16 protein-coding genes are annotated in these 18,928 nt (G+C 38.5%); all 16 read left to right on the top strand.

Annotation, left to right across the window (positions count from 1 at the left end; all coding sequences use genetic code 11):
- Nucleotides 1-310 precede the first annotated feature (310 nt).
- The 16 genes from BMZ04_RS19700 to lysS all read left to right on the top strand — a co-directional run bounded on the left by BMZ04_RS19700 (nt 311) and on the right by lysS (nt 18,489).
- Nucleotides 311-2,677 carry a SpoIIE family protein phosphatase gene (locus BMZ04_RS19700; RefSeq protein ID WP_255368028.1) on the top strand — a complete coding sequence of 789 codons (2,367 nt, stop codon included), beginning with the start codon at nt 311-313 and terminating at the stop codon, nt 2,675-2,677.
- A 151-nt stretch (nt 2,678-2,828) separates the two neighbouring features.
- Complete coding sequence (gene tilS, locus BMZ04_RS19695) at nt 2,829-4,259, top strand: tRNA lysidine(34) synthetase TilS (RefSeq protein WP_093276401.1); 1,431 nt, start codon at nt 2,829-2,831, stop codon at nt 4,257-4,259.
- Between the two features lie 19 nt (nt 4,260-4,278).
- Nucleotides 4,279-4,821, top strand: a complete 543-nt coding sequence (gene hpt / locus BMZ04_RS19690; RefSeq protein WP_093276396.1) for a hypoxanthine phosphoribosyltransferase — start codon at nt 4,279-4,281, stop codon at nt 4,819-4,821.
- Nucleotides 4,822-4,919: 98 nt separating this feature from the next.
- On the top strand, nt 4,920-6,920 hold the full coding sequence (ftsH, locus tag BMZ04_RS19685; protein ID WP_093276391.1) for an ATP-dependent zinc metalloprotease FtsH: 2,001 nt from the start codon (nt 4,920-4,922) through the stop codon (nt 6,918-6,920).
- A gap of 392 nt (nt 6,921-7,312) precedes the next feature.
- Nucleotides 7,313-8,095 carry a type III pantothenate kinase gene (locus BMZ04_RS19680; protein ID WP_093276386.1) on the top strand — a complete coding sequence of 261 codons (783 nt, stop codon included), beginning with the start codon at nt 7,313-7,315 and terminating at the stop codon, nt 8,093-8,095.
- On the top strand, nt 8,096-8,977 hold the full coding sequence (gene hslO, locus BMZ04_RS19675) for an Hsp33 family molecular chaperone HslO (protein WP_093276382.1): 882 nt from the start codon (nt 8,096-8,098) through the stop codon (nt 8,975-8,977). It abuts the gene before it with no gap.
- Nucleotides 8,961-9,890, top strand: coding sequence for a peptidyl-prolyl cis-trans isomerase (locus tag BMZ04_RS19670; protein ID WP_093276378.1), 930 nt, complete (start codon nt 8,961-8,963; stop codon nt 9,888-9,890). The genes hslO and BMZ04_RS19670 overlap by 17 nt, the downstream gene beginning before the upstream one ends.
- Before the next feature lie 263 nt (nt 9,891-10,153).
- Nucleotides 10,154-11,077, top strand: coding sequence for a cysteine synthase A (gene cysK / locus BMZ04_RS19665; protein WP_093276373.1), 924 nt, complete (start codon nt 10,154-10,156; stop codon nt 11,075-11,077).
- Between the two features lie 109 nt (nt 11,078-11,186).
- Nucleotides 11,187-12,599 carry an anthranilate synthase component I family protein gene (locus BMZ04_RS19660; RefSeq protein WP_369802697.1) on the top strand — a complete coding sequence of 471 codons (1,413 nt, stop codon included), beginning with the start codon at nt 11,187-11,189 and terminating at the stop codon, nt 12,597-12,599.
- Nucleotides 12,596-13,186: an aminodeoxychorismate/anthranilate synthase component II gene (gene pabA / locus BMZ04_RS19655; protein ID WP_093276370.1), complete on the top strand. Its 591-nt coding sequence runs from the start codon at nt 12,596-12,598 to the stop codon at nt 13,184-13,186. Before BMZ04_RS19660 ends, pabA begins: the two co-directional genes overlap by 4 nt.
- The gene (gene pabC / locus BMZ04_RS19650) at nt 13,187-14,023 is read left to right on the top strand and encodes an aminodeoxychorismate lyase (RefSeq protein WP_093276366.1); all 837 of its coding nucleotides are present in this window, start codon (nt 13,187-13,189) and stop codon (nt 14,021-14,023) included. It abuts the gene before it with no gap.
- A 1-nt stretch (nt 14,024) separates the two neighbouring features.
- Nucleotides 14,025-14,882 carry a dihydropteroate synthase gene (gene folP, locus BMZ04_RS19645; protein WP_093276363.1) on the top strand — a complete coding sequence of 286 codons (858 nt, stop codon included), beginning with the start codon at nt 14,025-14,027 and terminating at the stop codon, nt 14,880-14,882.
- A 5-nt stretch (nt 14,883-14,887) separates the two neighbouring features.
- Entirely contained in the window at nt 14,888-15,253 is a 366-nt protein-coding gene (gene folB / locus BMZ04_RS19640) for a dihydroneopterin aldolase (RefSeq protein ID WP_093276360.1), read from the top strand.
- Entirely contained in the window at nt 15,247-15,771 is a 525-nt protein-coding gene (gene folK / locus BMZ04_RS19635; protein WP_093276355.1) for a 2-amino-4-hydroxy-6-hydroxymethyldihydropteridine diphosphokinase, read from the top strand. Before folB ends, folK begins: the two co-directional genes overlap by 7 nt.
- A 21-nt stretch (nt 15,772-15,792) precedes the next feature.
- Nucleotides 15,793-16,818, top strand: coding sequence for a tRNA dihydrouridine synthase DusB (gene dusB / locus BMZ04_RS19630; protein ID WP_093276350.1), 1,026 nt, complete (start codon nt 15,793-15,795; stop codon nt 16,816-16,818).
- Between the two features lie 180 nt (nt 16,819-16,998).
- Complete coding sequence (gene lysS / locus BMZ04_RS19625; RefSeq protein WP_093276345.1) at nt 16,999-18,489, top strand: lysine--tRNA ligase; 1,491 nt, start codon at nt 16,999-17,001, stop codon at nt 18,487-18,489.
- The last annotated feature ends 439 nt before the right edge of the window (nt 18,490-18,928 follow it).

The following is an 18,928-nucleotide window of genomic DNA, read 5'->3' as shown; positions in this document are numbered from 1 at the left end:
GACAAATTAAAAGTGGTGAATATTTTACAAATATAATTTATATGCATCGTAAACTGTCTCGGTTTGAATCTCAATTAAGTGACCAAATATATCTATTAATCGGCACTACCAGTACACTTGGTGCAATCCCGATGGCTTTGCTTAATCACTCAATATAAATGTGAACAGTCCTTTTACAAGTTTCACTTCATGACCGAAACCGTCGAAAAGTTTTTATTGGATGATGTCAGAAAGAGACATACTTTTTGTACATGCAGTAGGTATAATTCCATCAATAGTTGAATACGGGGAGGTATATGATTTGAAAACAATGTATGAGCAAGAACAAAAAAGAGGTTTTTCTTTTAGAAAGGTGATAGAAAGTATACTAGCACGCAAAGTGTCCATTTCACTTACAGTTATTTTCTTTGTTCTTTCATTTTTCTTAGCACAAGTTGTACTCTTTGAAGCTTCTGTACCATTTTTTCTTCCAATTTGGGCACTTGTTAGTTTACGGTTTCCACGGTTTCTTCCATGGACATTGGCAGGAGCTTTACTCGGTAGTGTGACGTTAGGACTTGGACAAGTTGTGATCCATGCATTGCAGGCAATTCTATTTCCTCTTTATTCGAAAAGGATTCTAAAGAAAATACCTGTGCCTCTCTTTATTTTAATGGACGTCGTAATCATCCAATCTATATGGCAGTATGTTTCGTATAGTGGTGATGTTCCTGGTACTGTTTGGTTAGCGATAGCATATGAAGGGGTACTAGCTTTATTCATGACGATATTTTTGTTTCAGCTTTTCCTTCCTATGCCAGACTTCATCCACAAAAGATGGACGGCCGAGAGAATGGGGGCAGCATTACTAATAGGAGCGCTAGTATTAACTGGGATGTCTTCTTATATTTTCGGATATGTTTCTGTCCCCTTAATATTTACTCATTTAGTTATTGCGATATCAGCAGCAGTAGGTGGCGTTCAGTTGGCAACGGTAGTTGCGGTACTCGCCGGGACGGTTTTGAGTATTTCCAAGCTTAGTTTTAGTGGAATGATTGCTGTGTATGCACTAACTGGCTTTTTTGCGGGACTTCATAAACCTTTTGGAAGGTTGTGGCAAGCATTTGGTATGCTCGGAGCAACATTTTTCTTTCTACTATATGATCGGACTTTACCTTTAGATGCCGTTTATATTGGATCTCTAGTTACTGCTTCTTTATTGTTTTTTATTATTCCATCTAGCTGGATCAAAACTTTAAAGGATCAATTATTTCCGGATACTTCAAATATACTTTTAAAAAGGCAAAAGTGGATGACGGAAAAAGTAAATCATCAGCTACAGGAGTTTCAACATTTTGTTGACTTTATCACACGGTTTATATCGGATCGATTTGAACCGAAAGCAGCGGCTCAAAAAGGACAATCCTCCGCGCTACCCGTTTGTCAGTCCTGTTTTCGTTATGAAACATGTTGGGGAGAAAAATCAAATGGAATTCCGGCTTTGACGAAACAATGGGAAGAGCAACCTAATAAGTCGAGGTTCCATATAGAAAAGAGAATGCAGTACAAATGTATAAAGCCAGCCCAAATTATGAAGGAGTTAAAAGAGAAGGAGGCGAAAAAACAATTATCATATGAAATGCAACATGGCAAAAAAATGTTCGCACTTAAACTTCGTGATATGGGTAATCATATGGGAGAGCTTATGAGTAATTTGGAAAATGATGTAACATTGTATACTTCACATGAAGAGGAAATAAAACAAAAGTTTCAGCAATGCAATATCTCATACTTCCAAATTGATGTACTCAATATTGAAATAGGTCAAATGGAAGTAGTATGTTGTTTACCGATTGATTCAAAAGCTAAAATGACCGGAGAAAGACTGATATTGCCAATTTTATATGACTTGTGGAAAGAACCTTTCGAAATTACATCGATGAAAGAGATGACTCTTCCGTATGAACATGTACAAATGACTTGTAAATCATCCGTACGTTTCGAAGTAACGCATGATATTTATACTTCTTCTAGTAGAAATACGATTTATTCGGGGGATGCACATGCGGTGTTTCAACTACATCCTGGTCTACTTGCGGTTATTTTATCGGATGGTATGGGGAATAATGTAGAGGCACACCGAGAAAGTAGAAGAGTGATGCAATTTATGCGTGAATGTTTGAATAAAAAAATGGACCCGGAAACAACAATGCATACGTTGCACTACATGATGAGCTTGCAAGACGATACGGATAGTTATGCGACGGTGGATTTAGCATTAATCGACTTACAAAACGGAGAGCTTTGGTCATGGAAGGCGGGAAGTATGTCAACGTATTTAATCAGAGGTAATGAAATGCGAAAAATTGAAAGTCAACATGTGCCATTTGGATTTTTACCAACCTTTTCGATCGAGGCCAGAAAAGTGGATATAAAAGATGGAGATGTATTAGTGATGCTTTCGGATGGTGTCTTTTCTGCAAATACATCCATCGAAAAACAAGAAATGTATTACAAGAAAATACTACAAGATCCTTCGATGAATGCAGAGCGTTTTGTGAAAACGTTAGAAGAGACATATTCTTTACCAGGAGATGATCGAACTGTTATTTTCATGCAAGTGAAACACGCGGTCCCAGAATGGTCCATTTTTTCACCGCGCCAAGCAGCAAAATACCAAGAAAACATGGTACACTAAAAAGAAAAGTGGAAGCAGCACCTATGTCTGCCCCGACAGGCAAGAGGAAAAGCGAGGAGGCAGTTCCTTAGCCACCACAAGCGCTTTTGTTTGCGACGAGCTTTGCGCGGGAGCAGCTTTTTCCCCATTTGACCCCGAGGGAATCCTATAGGTGAATATTTATTACTTTCTTACAATCAAGAAAAAAGGTGAAAAGATGCAGCCATTCATTCGGAAAGTAAAAGAATATATTGACAAGCATCAACTCATAAATGAAGGTGATCGTCTCCTTGTTGCTTGTTCTGGTGGAGCAGATTCTCTAGCATTGGTCCATTTTTTAAATACTTTAAAAGAAACATATCATGTCGAAATAGGGATTGCGCATGCAGATCATCAGTTAAGAGGTGAGGAATCAGCTGAAGATAGTAGATTTGTCGAACAATTTGCAGCAAATTTAAATATTCCATTTTACGCAGCAACTCTAGAAGTACCAAAACGGGTTGCTGCAGAGGGTGGAAATGTACAAGTAATATGTCGAGAAGAGCGATACTCCTTTTTCGAAAAAACGATGAAAAACTTTAACTATAAGAAACTAGTGCTTGGTCATCATGCAGATGATCAAATCGAATCGGTGATTATGTCACTAACAAGGGGCTCAAATTCCTCCACTATCACAGGAATACCAAGATCAAGACCTTTTTCAGAAGGTCACATCATCCGTCCGTTTCTATGTATAACGAAAAAAGAGATTTTCAAGTATATTGATTTTAATGAGCTATCATTTAGACATGATCCAAGCAATGATAAACATACATATACTAGAAATCGTATTCGTCATACAATTGTTCCGCTTTTGAGAGAGGAAAATCCCAATGTAAGTGAGTGTATTCATTCATTCGTAGAGAAACAAAAGCAGGATGAGGACTTTCTTCAAGACATGGCGAGAGAAAAGTATGAACAGCATGTGACAGTTGATCATGAAGGCGTTTTTTTTCTAGATACAAAGTGCTTTACAGAAGTGCCCATTGCTTTACAAAGAAGAATGATTCTACTACTATTAAAGTATCTATACAAAAACTCCGAAATACTTCTAAATGATCACTTAATTGATTCCATTTTGGCTGCTTGTAATAAGCATGATGGCAATATCACCATTCATTTGCCTCAGGATTATTTCCTCGTACGTCATTACAATATAGTTCAGTTTTCCTCTGGTAAACAACAACCTATCATTGCTAGGAATGTAGTGAAAGAGGACAGTTGGATTAATGTTGGTGCTGGTTATTCCATCTATTTAACGAGAAACTTGACCGACGCTATTTCCGGTGAAAAATGGTTTGTCCAACTGGAAAGTGGTTTCCCTCAATTATCGATACGTCAAAGAGAGGAAGGAGATCGAATCCAGATAAAAGGGATGACTTCTCCTAAAAAAGTATCTCGAGTATTTATAGATGAAAAAGTTTCAGCACAGGAAAGAATAGAGTGGCCACTACTTGTAACATCGAAAAACGAAATAATTGCAGTAATTGGACTTCGTTATGGAGAAATATTTTCAAAGAAATATCACTCGCAAAACTATGTCTTATACATAAAGCGAGACTAATCATTAGGGGGGACTAAATATGTTAGAAAAAGACATACTTAATGTTTTATTAACAGAGGAACAAATTGAAGAAAAAGTACGTGAATTAGGTGCAACATTAACAACAGAATACAAAGATAAGTTCCCGCTAGCTATTGGTATTTTAAAAGGGGCAATGCCTTTTATGTCGGATTTGATGAAGCGTGTAGACACGTATATTGAAATGGATTATATGGATGTATCCAGTTATGGAAACGCTACCGTTTCTTCAGGAGAAGTCAAGATTATTAAAGACTTAAACACTAGTGTGGAAGGTCGCGATATTTTAATTATTGAAGATATCATTGATAGTGGTATGACTTTGAGCTACCTAGTGGATCTATTTAAATATCGTAAAGCAAAATCGATTAAACTGGTTACATTGCTTGATAAACCTACCGGAAGAAAAGTAGACCTCAAAGCGGATTATGTTGGTTTTGAAGTGCCGGATGCATTTGTTGTTGGTTATGGATTAGATTATGCAGAAAAGTACCGTAATTTACCATATGTTGGCGTATTGAAGAAAGAAGTTTATTCTTTTTAAATCAAATGATAATTTAAAAGGCTTTTCATTGTACGTTAAAAAAATCGTATGATAAGATTATCTTTAGTTTTTCTGTTTACCTTGTGAGGAGGCTGGGAATGAATCGAGCATTGCGCTACGCTATATTATACTTATTGATATTCTTTGTAATTGTTGGGATATTTGCGACGTTTAATTCGGGCAATGAACCAACTAAAAATATTCGTTATGACGAATTTATGAATTCTCTTGCAAATGGAGAAGTAACAAGCTTTAGTATGCAGCCTGAACAAGGAGTTTATTTTGTTGAAGGTAAAATGAAGGGCTACGAAGAAGGGGAAACTTTCTTAACAAAGCTCCCATATAATTTTGAACAAGCACAAGCCAAAGTTTTATCGCTGGCAGAAGCAAATGCAGTTGAAATTGACGTGATAGAAGCGCCTAAAACAAGTGGTTGGGTTCAATTTTTCACTGGATTGTTACCATTTCTAATTATCATTATTTTATTCTTCTTCTTACTTAGTCAATCACAAGGCGGTGGTAACCGTGTGATGAACTTCGGTAAGAGTAAGGCGAAATTATATGATAATGAAAAGAAAAAAGTAAGATTTACAGATGTGGCTGGTGCAGATGAAGAAAAAGCCGAGCTAATAGAAGTAGTAGATTTCTTAAAAGATCCAAGAAAATTTGTGGAAATTGGAGCACGTATTCCAAAGGGAATTTTGTTAGTAGGTCCACCGGGTACTGGTAAAACATTGCTTGCTCGTGCTGTTGCAGGGGAAGCTGGAGTGCCGTTCTTCTCTATTAGTGGATCGGACTTCGTTGAGATGTTTGTCGGTGTCGGGGCATCCCGTGTGCGTGACTTGTTTGAAAATGCGAAAAAAAATGCACCTTGTATTATTTTCATCGATGAAATTGATGCGGTAGGTCGTCAACGTGGAGCTGGTCTTGGTGGTGGTCACGATGAGCGTGAACAAACACTTAACCAATTGCTAGTTGAAATGGATGGTTTCGGAGCAAATGAGGGTATTATTATTATCGCTGCAACGAATAGACCAGATATTTTAGACCCAGCACTTCTTCGACCAGGTCGTTTTGACCGTCAAATTACTGTAGGTCGTCCAGATGTTAAAGGACGTGAAGCGGTACTTAAAGTACATGCTCGTAACAAACCACTGGATGATTCAGTAGATTTAAAAGCAATTGCACAACGTACACCAGGATTCTCTGGTGCAGATCTAGAAAACTTGTTAAATGAAGCGGCACTCGTTGCTGCTAGACGTAATAAGAAAAAGGTTGATATGAGTGATATTGACGAAGCAACAGACCGCGTAATTGCAGGTCCTGCTAAATCAGGAAAAGTTATATCAGCTAAAGAACGCAATATTGTTGCATTCCATGAAGCGGGGCATGTAGTTATCGGGTTAACGCTTGATGATGCGGAAATCGTTCATAAAGTAACCATCGTTCCTCGTGGTCAAGCGGGTGGATATGCAGTAATGCTACCAAAAGAAGATCGTTATTTCATGACAAAACCGGAGTTGCTAGATAAAGTAGCAGGATTACTAGGTGGACGTGTAGCGGAAGATATCACATTTGGTGAAGCTTCCACAGGTGCACATAATGACTTCCAACGCGCTACTGGTATTGTTAGAAGTATGGTTACCGAATATGGTATGAGTGACAAACTTGGTCCAATGCAATTTGGTCAAGCGCAAGGAGGTAACGTCTTCCTTGGACGTGATTTCAATTCGGAGCAAAACTATTCTGATGCAATTGCTTATGAAATTGACCATGAAATGCAAACAATGATTAAAGAGCAATATGAACGCACAAAACAAATTTTAACGGAAAGACGCGATCTTTTAAATTTAATTGCGAATACGTTATTAGAAGTGGAAACGTTAGATGCTGCTCAAATTAAGCATTTAGAAGAGCACGGAACACTTCCAGATAGACCTTATGAACAAGCGAATCAGGAAGTAGAAGTGAATTTAAAAAAAGAAGAAACACCTGACGCGGTAGGCGCTCCAGCAGATCCATCTACTGGTGACTTACCAAAAGAAGAAGGTACTGCGAGCATACCGGAAAAAGCAATTCAGGAAGAACGAAGAGATTAATAGAATGTGAAAGCTGGTTGTTTATCGCATAAGTGCGAGGGCAATCAGCTTTTTCTTGCCTTAGGAAATTCTAAAATCGATAGCATGTAAAAACTTTCTCTTAACAACATAAGGTATGCCACTATATAGGGATAATGCGTCGCAGTAGAATACCGCAAGGGCAGTTGATTTCCGCTCCAGGCGGAGGCTTATCGCTCACCCCGCGGAAAGCGTCCGTCCTGCAGTGGAAATCCTAGCGGACACTTCTTACGACACATTATCCTTATATTGCGCAATATGCCGTTCGCGATTGCCGTTTGTTTGTCGGGGTATGTCAGGCTACTGTGCTTTTGTTCTAGTCCCCATATATGGTATGATGTGTTGGAAAACTTACTAAAGTGAGGACAAGTCAGATGATACTTGTGTTAGATACAGGAAATACGAACATCGTTTTAGGGGTATATGAAAACGATGTATTGATCCATCATTGGCGGATGGAAACTGATCGCCTTAAAACAGAGGACGAATATGGAATGCAGGTGAAAGCATTATTTTCACATGCAAATATTGCTTTTGAGCAAGTAAAAGGAATTATTATTTCATCTGTAGTACCTCCTATTATGTTTTCTTTAGAAGCGATGTGTAAAAAGTACTTTGGTATAAAACCATTAATAGTAGGTCCCGGTGTTAAAACGGGCTTAAATATAAAATATGAAAATCCTCGAGAAGTGGGAGCGGATCGAATTGTAAATGCGGTCGCAGCCATACATGAATATGGTGTACCACTAATTATTGTAGATTTTGGAACTGCAACAACCTATTGTTATGTCAACGAAAAAGGAGACTACATGGGTGGAGCTATTGCTCCAGGTATTGGGATATCAACAGAAGCATTATTTACGAAAGCGAGTAAACTTCCTCGGATTGAACTAACAAGACCGGAACATATCATTGGGAAAAATACCGTATCAGCTATGCAAGCAGGTATTGTGTATGGCTATGTAGGACAAGTCGAAGGCATCGTGAACCGCATGAAAAAAGTATCGAAAAAAAAGCCTAAAGTAATTGCTACAGGTGGCATGGCTTCTTTAATCGGAGAAGAAACAACCGTAATGGACGTTATTGATCCTTTTTTAACGTTAAAAGGATTATATTTAATATATCAACGAAATATAGATGAAAGAGGTATGAGATAAATGAAAGATTATTTAGTAAGAGCATTAGCTTTTGAAGGAAGTGTTCGTGCATTTGCTGTTCGGACCACAGATACAGTTGGTGAAGCACAACGTCGTCATGGGACATGGCCTACAGCATCGGCGGCTCTTGGAAGATCGATGACAGCTACTGTAATGATGGGTGCGATGTTAAAAGGGGAAGACAAACTCACCATCAAAGTAGAAGGAAACGGTCCAATTGGTCCTATGATTATTGATAGTAATGCAAAAGGGGAAGTACGAGGATATGTCACGAACCCACAAACACATTTTGACCTGAATGATAAAGGGAAATTAGACGTTCGTCGTGCAGTAGGGACGGAAGGTACGCTTACAACAGTAAAAGATTTAGGTATGCGGGATTTCTTTACGGGACAAGTACCGATTACTTCTGGTGAGATTGCAGAAGATTTTACGTATTATTTTGCTGTGTCAGAACAAGTTCCTTCTTCTGTTGGACTTGGTGTATTAGTTAATCCTGATAATACAATTTTAGCTGCAGGTGGATTTATTATTCAACTGATGCCAGGTGCGGACGATGAAACAATTACAATAATTGAAGAGCATTTAAATAAAATGGAGCCAGTTTCTAAGTTGATCGAAAGAGGATTAACTCCAGAAGAATTGCTATATGAGATTTTAGGACAAGAAAATGTACAAGTTTTAAGTACAATGCCAGTTGCATTTGAATGTAATTGTTCCAAAGATAGATTCGGAAGTGCAATTATCAGTTTAGGTGAAAGTGAAATTCGTGAAATGATTGCAGAAGATGGAGGCGCAGAAGCACACTGTCATTTCTGTATGGAAAAGTATAACTACTCAGTAGAAGAATTGGAGTCGTTTATTGATGAAATCAACGCGTAAAAACGAAGATTCTCAACCAAAACGACGTTTAAAAACGAAACCAGTACTTCTCGTGCTTGGCTTACTTTTGTTAGGTAATTTACTATGGTTTATTGCTTGGTTAATACCGAATGATAAGGCTGTTGAAACGGAAGAAGAAGTTGCTTCAGTTGATGGGAAAGTTATTACGAAAGAGCAATGGATGGCTTCAATGGAGTCGATATATGGAAAAGAAGTTTTATTAGATATGGTGAATGCAGAAGTAATGGAAGCAGCTGCCGAGAAAAACAATATTAAAGTAAGTGAAACAGAAATTGATTTGGAGCTTGCACTTATTCGGTCGACTCAAGAAGGAGTCGATACATCATTTCAATCATTCGATGAAGAGGTGATGCGTAAAAGAGTTCGAGCCCGATTAATTTTAGAAAAAGTATTAGCAAAAGATATTGTTATTGAGGATACTGACATTAAAGCATTTTATGAGAACAATAAAAACTTATACAATATACCAACTTCTTATCGAACAAGTGTTATTTATAGCTCAACAGAAGACGAAGCAAAAGAAGTGGTGAAGGAACTGGAAAATGGTTCTTCTTTTGATGGATTAGCAAGAGAACGCTCCTCCGATATAAGCTCAGCTAGTTTAGGTGGGGATATTGGCTATGTTGTAGAAGGTACAGAAACAATAGATGAAGCGTTGTGGAAAGCTCTTCCGAAAATAGACGTGGGTAAATGGAGCGATGTTATCCCTTTATCAGATGGTCGTTTTGCAGTAGCGCAAGTGAATAGTGTATTCAAAGGGCAGTCTTTTTCGTTTTCTGATGTAGAAGATCATATTCGTAGAGAGCTTGCACTAGATCAATTGCCACAATCAGTTACACAAGAAGCATTCTGGGAAGAATTTAATGCGGATTGGTTTTATAGTGAAAAGTAAAAGCATACTCTAAAGGGTATGCTTTTTTTAATTATCATCAATCTGGCACCCAAGCGCTCTATCATTCGCTTTTGCACAAGAGAATCTTGCAAAAAGTGAGCGGTAAGCTTCGGAAAACGATTTATTGGACAACTAGTGTAACTTAATGGGTACTAAAAATTTTCTTGTTATTTATTTGGAACTATTATTGACAATGTTTCTCTATCATTGGTATGATTAAGAAAATAAAACCTATTAACTAAGTAGGGATTAGGAGTGGAACTATGACGAAGTTAGCACAATCCGTATTAGATTTAATTGGAAAAACACCGATCGTAAAATTAAACAGAGTAACTAACCCAGAAGATGCAGAAGTTTACGTAAAACTAGAATACTTCAACCCTGGAAGTAGTGTAAAAGACCGTATTGCATTTGCCATGATTGAAGCTGCTGAAAAAGAAGGAAGATTAAAAGAAGGTAGCACAATTATTGAACCAACTAGTGGAAACACTGGTATTGGACTAGCAATGATCGCAGCTGCAAAAGGCTATAATGCAGTACTAGTAATGCCAGACACAATGAGCTTAGAGCGTAGAAACCTACTTCGTGCGTACGGTGCTGAACTAGTGTTAACACCTGGAGTAGATGGCATGAAGGGTGCAATAGCAAAATCGGAAGAACTAGCAAATGAAAATGGATGGTTTATGCCACAACAATTCAATAATGAAGCGAATCCAGAAATACATCGTTTAACAACAGGACCTGAAATCGCTGAAGCGTTTGACGAGTTACACGGATTTGTATCAGGAATTGGAACTGGTGGAACGATTACTGGTGCTGGTGGTGTATTAAAAGAAAAGTTCCCGGGCATTCAAGTAGTTGCAGTGGAACCTAAAGATTCAAACGTATTATCTGGTGGTAAGCCAGGTCCACATAAAATCCAAGGAATCGGTGCTGGTTTTGTTCCGAAAGTATTGGATACAGAAATATACGATTCCATTACTCAAGTATCGAATGAGGATGCATACGAAACATCCCGCGCGGTTGCAAAATCAGAAGGTATCCTAGGTGGAGTTTCTGCAGGAGCAGCTATTTACGCAGCGCTTCAACTTGCAAAACAACTTGGTAAAGGTAAAAAGGTAGTGGCAATTATTCCTGATAATGGAGAGCGCTATTTAAGTACACCGTTATACCAATTCGAAGATTAATGTGTTGAGTGGAGAGGAGGCGATTATCGCTTTCTCTCTTTTTTTGTGGCGAAAAGGAGTAGTTTCAAGTTAAGATGGAGGCAAACCGTTTTTAGGGGGATTTGAAAAAGTGGATTTACAAATTCAAACGCATGCATTTCAACTATCAAAAGAAGCGTTTTTTTATGCATATAAAGAGATGACAAAAGAGGAATCTCATCATTTATTTTTTGAAAGTGGGCGGGGAGGCCATATATCTGTTGCAGCATGGAATCCTTTAGCTATAACTAAATCTATCGAAACTGGACTGCATATAAAATGGCGGGATGGAAAAGTAGAAGAACGTCTGGGAGAAGCGTTGGAGGAGTTAGAAAAGTTAGTCGCTTCGTACAAACTTCCATTTCGAGAAGACTTACCGGATTACCAAGGTGGGGCTGCTGGTTTTATAAGCTATGATTATGCAAGAAAAATAGAGGTATTACCGACAGTAGCGGTAGATGATTTACATATTCCAGATTTATATTTTTATTTGTTCGATGTTTGGGCGGTATTAGACGTTGAGACAGAAGTCGTTACACTTATGAAGTTATCTACGAGTGACTTAGATTTGATAAAATTAGAAGAACAATATAGGACTGCTGCGGAAAAGAGTGTCGCACCAAGTATTTTCCAATCAGGATCAGCAGTGGAGGTACAGGAAGATCATTCGGAACTACATGTATCTGTCAGTTCCTCTGAATTTGAGGATGCAGTTCGAAAAGTACAGCAATATATTGCGCAAGGGGACGTTTTTCAAGTAAACTTATCCGTTCGTCAATCAAAAGAGCTTAAGGCTCAACCAATTGCTATGTACGAGGCAATGCGAGCTTTTAATCCATCTCCTTATATGGCATTTATTCATGCGCCGGAATTTGCGGTTGTATCAGGATCGCCAGAATTACTAGTGAAGAAAAAAGGTACCGAATTATCGACTCGCCCGATTGCGGGTACGAGACCCCGTGGCAAAAGTGATGCGGAGGATATCAGATTAGCAAATGAACTAATAGAAAACGAAAAAGAACGGGCAGAGCATGTGATGCTTGTAGACTTAGAGCGAAATGATTTGGGAAGAGTTTCTGCATACGGAACAGTCGAAGTAGACGAATTCATGGTTATTGAACGATATTCGCATGTTATGCATATCGTTTCCAATGTAAAAGGAATGCTTCGCTCAGGTACATCAAATGCTGAAATTATTCGCGCGATGTTCCCGGGTGGAACGATTACAGGGGCTCCTAAAATTCGGACGATGGAGATTATCGAAGAGCTTGAGCCGGTTCGTAGAGGATTATATACAGGATCTATTGGCTGGTTAGGATTTTCAGGTGATTTAGAGCTCAATATTGTGATTCGTACTGCATTTATTCAATCTGGAATGGCCCATATTCAAGCTGGAGCAGGTATTGTTATTGATTCCATTCCAAATGCAGAATATGTAGAGTCATTAAACAAAGCAAAAGCGGTTTGGCAAGCGAAGGCCATGGCAGAGGGGGAAATTGGATGATTTTAATGATTGATAACTACGATTCCTTTACATATAATCTCGTTCAATACATTGGTGAAATAGGAGTAGAAGTAAAAGTTTTTCGGAATGATGCTTTGACACTAGATACCATTGAACTTTTAGCACCTCAAGTTATTGTTGTCTCTCCAGGACCTTGTACGCCAAACGAAGCAGGAATAAGTTTAGATGTAATTACGCATTTTGCTGGGAGGATCCCCATCTTTGGTGTTTGTTTAGGACATCAATCGATCGGACAAGCATTTGGTGGAAACGTTATTCGTGCTAAAAAGTTAATGCATGGGAAAACTTCTCCCGTTTTTCATGATGGAAAAGGGGTCAATAATAACATGCCGAACCCTTTTCACGCGACACGATACCATTCTCTTCTAGTAGAAAAAGAATCACTGCCAGATTGTCTTGAAGTAACTTCATGGACGGAAGAAGGAGAAATTATGGGATTGCGTCATAAAGAGTTCGCAATCGAAGGGGTGCAGTACCATCCAGAGTCGATTATGACGGAAGAGGGGAAAAAACTCATCCGAAATTTCATCGAAAAGTATAGCATCCCTGCTGAGGAGTGTGTGTAAATGGACGCTTGGAAGGATGGCAAGTTATATCACAGAAGTGAATTGGCTATTTCTGCATATGATCATGGTTTTTTGTACGGGCTAGGCTTCTTTGAAACCTTTCGCACGTATGATGGCCAGGTGTTTTTATTCGATGAACATTGGAATCGTCTTTCCCGCGCTTTGGCTGATTTTCGTATGACAATGCCATATGATAAAAAAACTATTTTAGCTGCTATTAAAGCGTTAACAGAAGCGAATAACGGGGAAGATGGCTATTTCAGGTTAAATATTTCGGCGGGTACGCACGATATTGGACTTCAGCCGTCTCATTATGGTGAGCCTACTGTGATTTTATTCCGAAAAGCTTTGCATATTGCACCTAGAGGCACAGAGAAAAAAGCAATATGGCTTAAAACGACTCGGAATTCTCCGGAAAGTGCAAATCGTCATAAATCCCATCATTATGCAAATAATATACAAGCAAGATTTGAAGTGGATTCATTAGCGACGCATGAAGGTATTTTTCTAACAGCAGAAGGATTTGTCGCAGAAGGTATTACGTCCAATGTGTTTTGGGTTGCAGACGGGAAATTATATACACCGTCACTTGCAACTGGGATACTTGCTGGAATAACTCGGGAATGGATTTTAAATAAGTTCCAAGTGGAAGAAGGCTTATTTACAAAAGAGCTACTTGAATCAGCAGATGAGGTATTTATAACAAATGCAGTACAAGAAATCGTCCCTATTAAAGAGATAGATGATAAACCATTTTTAGGAAATAACGGACCTGTATATACAGAGATACATAATGTGTATGAAAAATGTATGCAGGAGGAAAGGACAGGACAGTAAGATGAATTTACAATATCATACCGGACTCTTTGAAGGTGGAGGAGTTTTATTAGACTTCAGGAAAGAAACCATTGTGATGGGGATATTGAACGTCACTCCGGATTCTTTTTCAGATGGTGGAAAGTTTAACGAAATAGATTCAGCTGTTGCACGTGCGAAGCAAATGGTTGCAGACGGAGCGAAAATCATTGATATAGGAGGAGAATCTACTAGACCTGGCCATACTGTTATTTCAGATGAAGAGGAAATTGCACGAGTTGTTCCAGTCATCCAGGCGATTCGCGCAGAAGTAGATGCGGTTATATCCATTGATACGTACAAATCAGCAGTTGCCCGGGCTGCAGTCCTTGCAGGGGCACATGTGATTAATGATATTTGGGGTGCAAAAAGAGATCCTAAAATTGCGGAAGTGGCTGCTGAACTAAACGTTCCGATTATTTTAATGCATAACCGAGACAACGAAGAATATAACGATTTCTGGATTGAAGCTAGGCAAGACTTAAAAGAATGTATCCATATAGCGAAAGAGGCTGGTGTTCCAGACGAGCATATTTGGTTAGATCCAGGCATTGGCTTCGGTAAAACGACTGAGCAAAATATTTGGATGATGCAACATTTAGGTGAATTAGTCAATATGGGGTATCCCGTATTATTAGCAACATCTCGTAAACGTTTAATCGGTAATGTGTTGAAGCTTCCTGTGGAAGAACGGATGGAAGGAACGGGTGCAACTGTTTGTTATGGTTTGCAGCTTGGTTGCCATATGGTACGTGTGCACGATGTGAAAGAAATTGCGCGCATGACGAAAATGATGGATGTACTGACAGGAAAAGAAACGTACGAGGAAAGTAGGGACTAACTGTTATGGATTACATTCATTTGAATGAATTAGAGTTTTATGGCTACCATGGTGCTTTGTCAGAAGAAACAAAGCTTGGCCAAATTTTCCGAGTAACGATTACTTTAGCATGTGATTTAAAAAGAGCAGGTGAAACCGATGATTTAGAAGAAACGGTAAACTATGCCGAAGTTTTTGAGTTATGTAAGGAAATTGTAGAAGGTAAACCGTATTTATTAATAGAGGCAGTTGCAGAAACAATTGCTTCGCGTATTTTAGAAGAATATAAAACAAAGGTTAGTGGATGTCGTATTCAATTGGTGAAGCCTAATCCGCCAATTGCAGGACATTACGCTTCGGTTGCAGTAGATATTACGAGAGGGTCATTATGAATAGAGCATATATTTCATTAGGCTCAAATATTGGTAATCGGCTTCATTTCCTTCAGCAAGCGGTCTTTTTATTGCAAGGTGCGAAGGATGTAAAGGTGCGCCAAGTATCCTCGGTATATGAAACGGATCCAGTAGGATATGTAGATCAGGATGCTTTTTTGAATATAGTAGTGGAGCTCGAGACCTCATTGACCCCGCACGAATTACTTCAAACATGTAACGAAATAGAAGCGGAATTAGGACGTACAAGAGAAATACATTGGGGTCCCCGAACCGTAGACCTTGACATTTTGTTGTATAATGAAGAGAGTATGAAAACGGAGAACCTCATTATTCCGCATCCAAGGATGACTGAAAGAGGCTTCGTCCTTATACCATTAGTTGAAATAAACCCAGATTTAAGAGAACCTATAACAAATCGTTCTATCATGGAGTTTGCGCATGCTTTAAAAGAAGGCGTCCATTTATGGCAAACTTTCAATGGAGTAGACGCATTCATACACTTTACGGATAGATAAATATAAAGAAGGTGAATGTAAATGACAAATGCATCGACCAAACCATTTCAAATTGGTGACTTTGTGATGGATAACCGAGTTGTACTAGCCCCGATGGCTGGTATTTGTAACTCAGCTTTCCGTTTAACTGTCAAAGAATTTGGAGCAGGACTAGTTTACGCTGAAATGATTAGCGATAAAGGGATTGTTCAAAAAAACGAAAAAACATTGAGTATGCTTTATATCGATGAACGTGAAAATCCACTTTCGCTTCAGATCTTTGGGGGAGAGAAGGATACGCTAGTTGCTGCTGCTAAATATGTAGATCAACATACATCTGCTGACATCATTGATATTAATATGGGATGCCCAGTAAATAAAATAATCAAATGTGAGGCAGGAGCTAGGTGGCTTCTTGATCCGGAAAAGATTTACGAAATGGTTTCAGCGGTTGTAGATAATGTTAAAAAACCAGTAAGTGTAAAAATGCGTACAGGTTGGGATGATGAGCATCTCTATGTAGTCGATAATGCTCGTGCTGTAGAACGTGCTGGTGGAGCAGCGGTTGCAGTACATGGTCGTACGCGTTTGCAAATGTATGAAGGACATGCGAACTGGGATTTGATACGCCAAGTAAAAGAATCGGTAGATATTCCTGTTATTGGAAATGGCGATGTGAATACACCTCAAGATGCAAAACGTATGCTAGACGAAACGGGTGTAGATGCTGTGATGATTGGTCGCGCAGCGCTTGGAGATCCTTGGATGATTTATCGTACAGTAGAATATTTAGAAACTGGTGAATTAAAACCAGAACCAACTGTTCAAGAAAAAATAGACGTATGTTTATTACACTTTGATCGCTTAACTGCTTTAAAAGGCGAAGGAATTGCGGTAAGAGAGATGCGTAAACACGCATCTTGGTACTTAAAGGGTATCCGTGGAAATGGTACAGCAAGAAATATGATTAACCAAACCGAAACCGCACGAGAGCTGAAAGATTACATGCGTTATTTTGCAGAGGAAGCTTCTAAGGACTATACTGCTGTCGATTCAATTCTTGCTTAATAGCAAAAAGATGGGCTGTCACGTTTAGTGACGGCTCTTTTAAGTTTCAATAGTTAATCTGAATAGTGGAAAATATCGAACGGTGAAGGAAAAAGATGAACAGAACACAGAAATTGTGTACAATAAGTTCAATGTAATAAAAGATACTTGCGGATAGTAAGTAGTGGAGGAGTGACCAACATGTCTAATGTAGAAGAATTAAATGATCAACTTTTGGTGAGAAGACAAAAGATGACTGCGATACAAGAGAAAGGATTAGATCCTTTTGGTGGAAAATTTGAGCGAACACATTTAAGTAATGAAGTGGTTACAGAGTATGAAGAGTTTACAAAAGAACAATTAGAAGAAACAACACATGAAGTAGTTATAGCTGGTCGTATCATGACGAAGCGTGGAAAAGGGAAAGCAGGATTTGCTCATATCCAAGACTTTGGCGGTCAAATTCAAATTTATGTGCGTAAAGATGCAATTGGTGAAGATGCATATGAATTATTTAACTCAGCCGATTTAGGAGATATCGTCGGGGTACGAGGAAATGTTTTCCGAACACAAGTAGGGGAGTTATCCGTTAAAGCGGTTGAATTCACATTTTTAACGAAATCGCTACGTCCAATGCCTGAGAAATTCCACGGATTAAAAGATGTAGAACAACGCTACCGTCAACGTTACTTAGATTTAATGACAAGTGACGAAAGTAAAACGACTTTTATTACTAGAAGTCGTATCATTCAATCTATGCGTCGTTACTTAGATGGACAAGGTTACTTAGAAGTGGAAACGCCGTTATTGCATTCTATTGCTGGTGGAGCAGCAGCACGTCCTTTCATTACACACCACAATGCACTTGATATGGAACTATATATGCGTATTGCAATAGAGTTACATTTAAAACGCCTAATTGTAGGTGGATTAGAAAAAGTATATGAAATCGGACGTGTATTCCGTAATGAAGGTGTTTCAACACGTCACAATCCTGAATTTACGATGATTGAGTTATATGAAGCGTATGCAGATTATCAAGATATCATGAACTTAACGGAAAACTTAGTCTCACATGTTGCACAAGAAGTATTAGGATCTACAACGGTTAAATACGGTGAAGACGAGATTAATCTAGCTCCGGGCTGGAGACGTTGGCATATGGCAGATGCAGTAAAAGAAACTACTGGAGCGGACTTCTGGAATGAAATGACGAAAGAAGAAGCACACGCATTAGCGAAAGAACACGGAGTAGAAGTGAAACCTTCTATGGAAGTAGGTCATGTATTAAATGAATTCTTCGAACAAAAAGTAGAAGAATCATTAGTTCAACCAACCTTCATTTATGGACATCCTGTAGAAGTATCACCTCTTGCAAAGAAAAACCCAGAGGATGGTCGTTTCACAGATCGCTTTGAATTATTTATCGTACGTCGTGAACATGCGAATGCATTTACAGAGTTAAACGATCCAATTGATCAACGCCAACGCTTTGAAGCGCAGTTAGTAGAAAAAGAAGCGGGTAATGACGAAGCTCACGAAATGGATGAAGATTTCTTAGAAGCATTAGAATATGGTATGCCTCCGACTGGTGGACTAGGAATAGGGATCGACCGATTAGTAATGCTATTAACGAATTCAGCTTCTATTCGAGACGTATTATTATTCCCAACTATGCGTCATAGAGATTAATCAATAATAATGTAGAAAAGAGATGCTACTATTTGTAGTATCTCTTTTTTTATAACCGTCCTATATATTGTGTTGAAATAGTATATAGAAAGTTTATTAACTTTGTTTTAGAAAAGTACTTGTCAAACTTATTAGATGGTGATATAGTTATCAAGTTGTCATTTTCACTACTGATTTCAACCGAAAGAAAAATAAAAAAGTTGTTGACAGTGAGAAAGAGAAATGATAAGATATTAAATGTCGCCGAAACAAGACGACAACATGAACATTGAAAACTGAACATGCAAAACGTTAAGAAATATAGCTTGAAAGATTAACTTGTTAGTCTGATAGCAAAACAATTATGACATCATTTAATGATGATGCCAGCAAAACAAAATGAGCTTTTTAAGTTCTCTATTATGGAGAGTTTGATCCTGGCTCAGGACGAACGCTGGCG

Source organism: Psychrobacillus sp. OK032 (assembly GCF_900111345.1).
Classification (GTDB): Bacteria; Bacillota; Bacilli; order Bacillales_A; family Planococcaceae; genus Psychrobacillus.
This window is presented reverse-complemented; position numbering and strand designations above follow the sequence as displayed.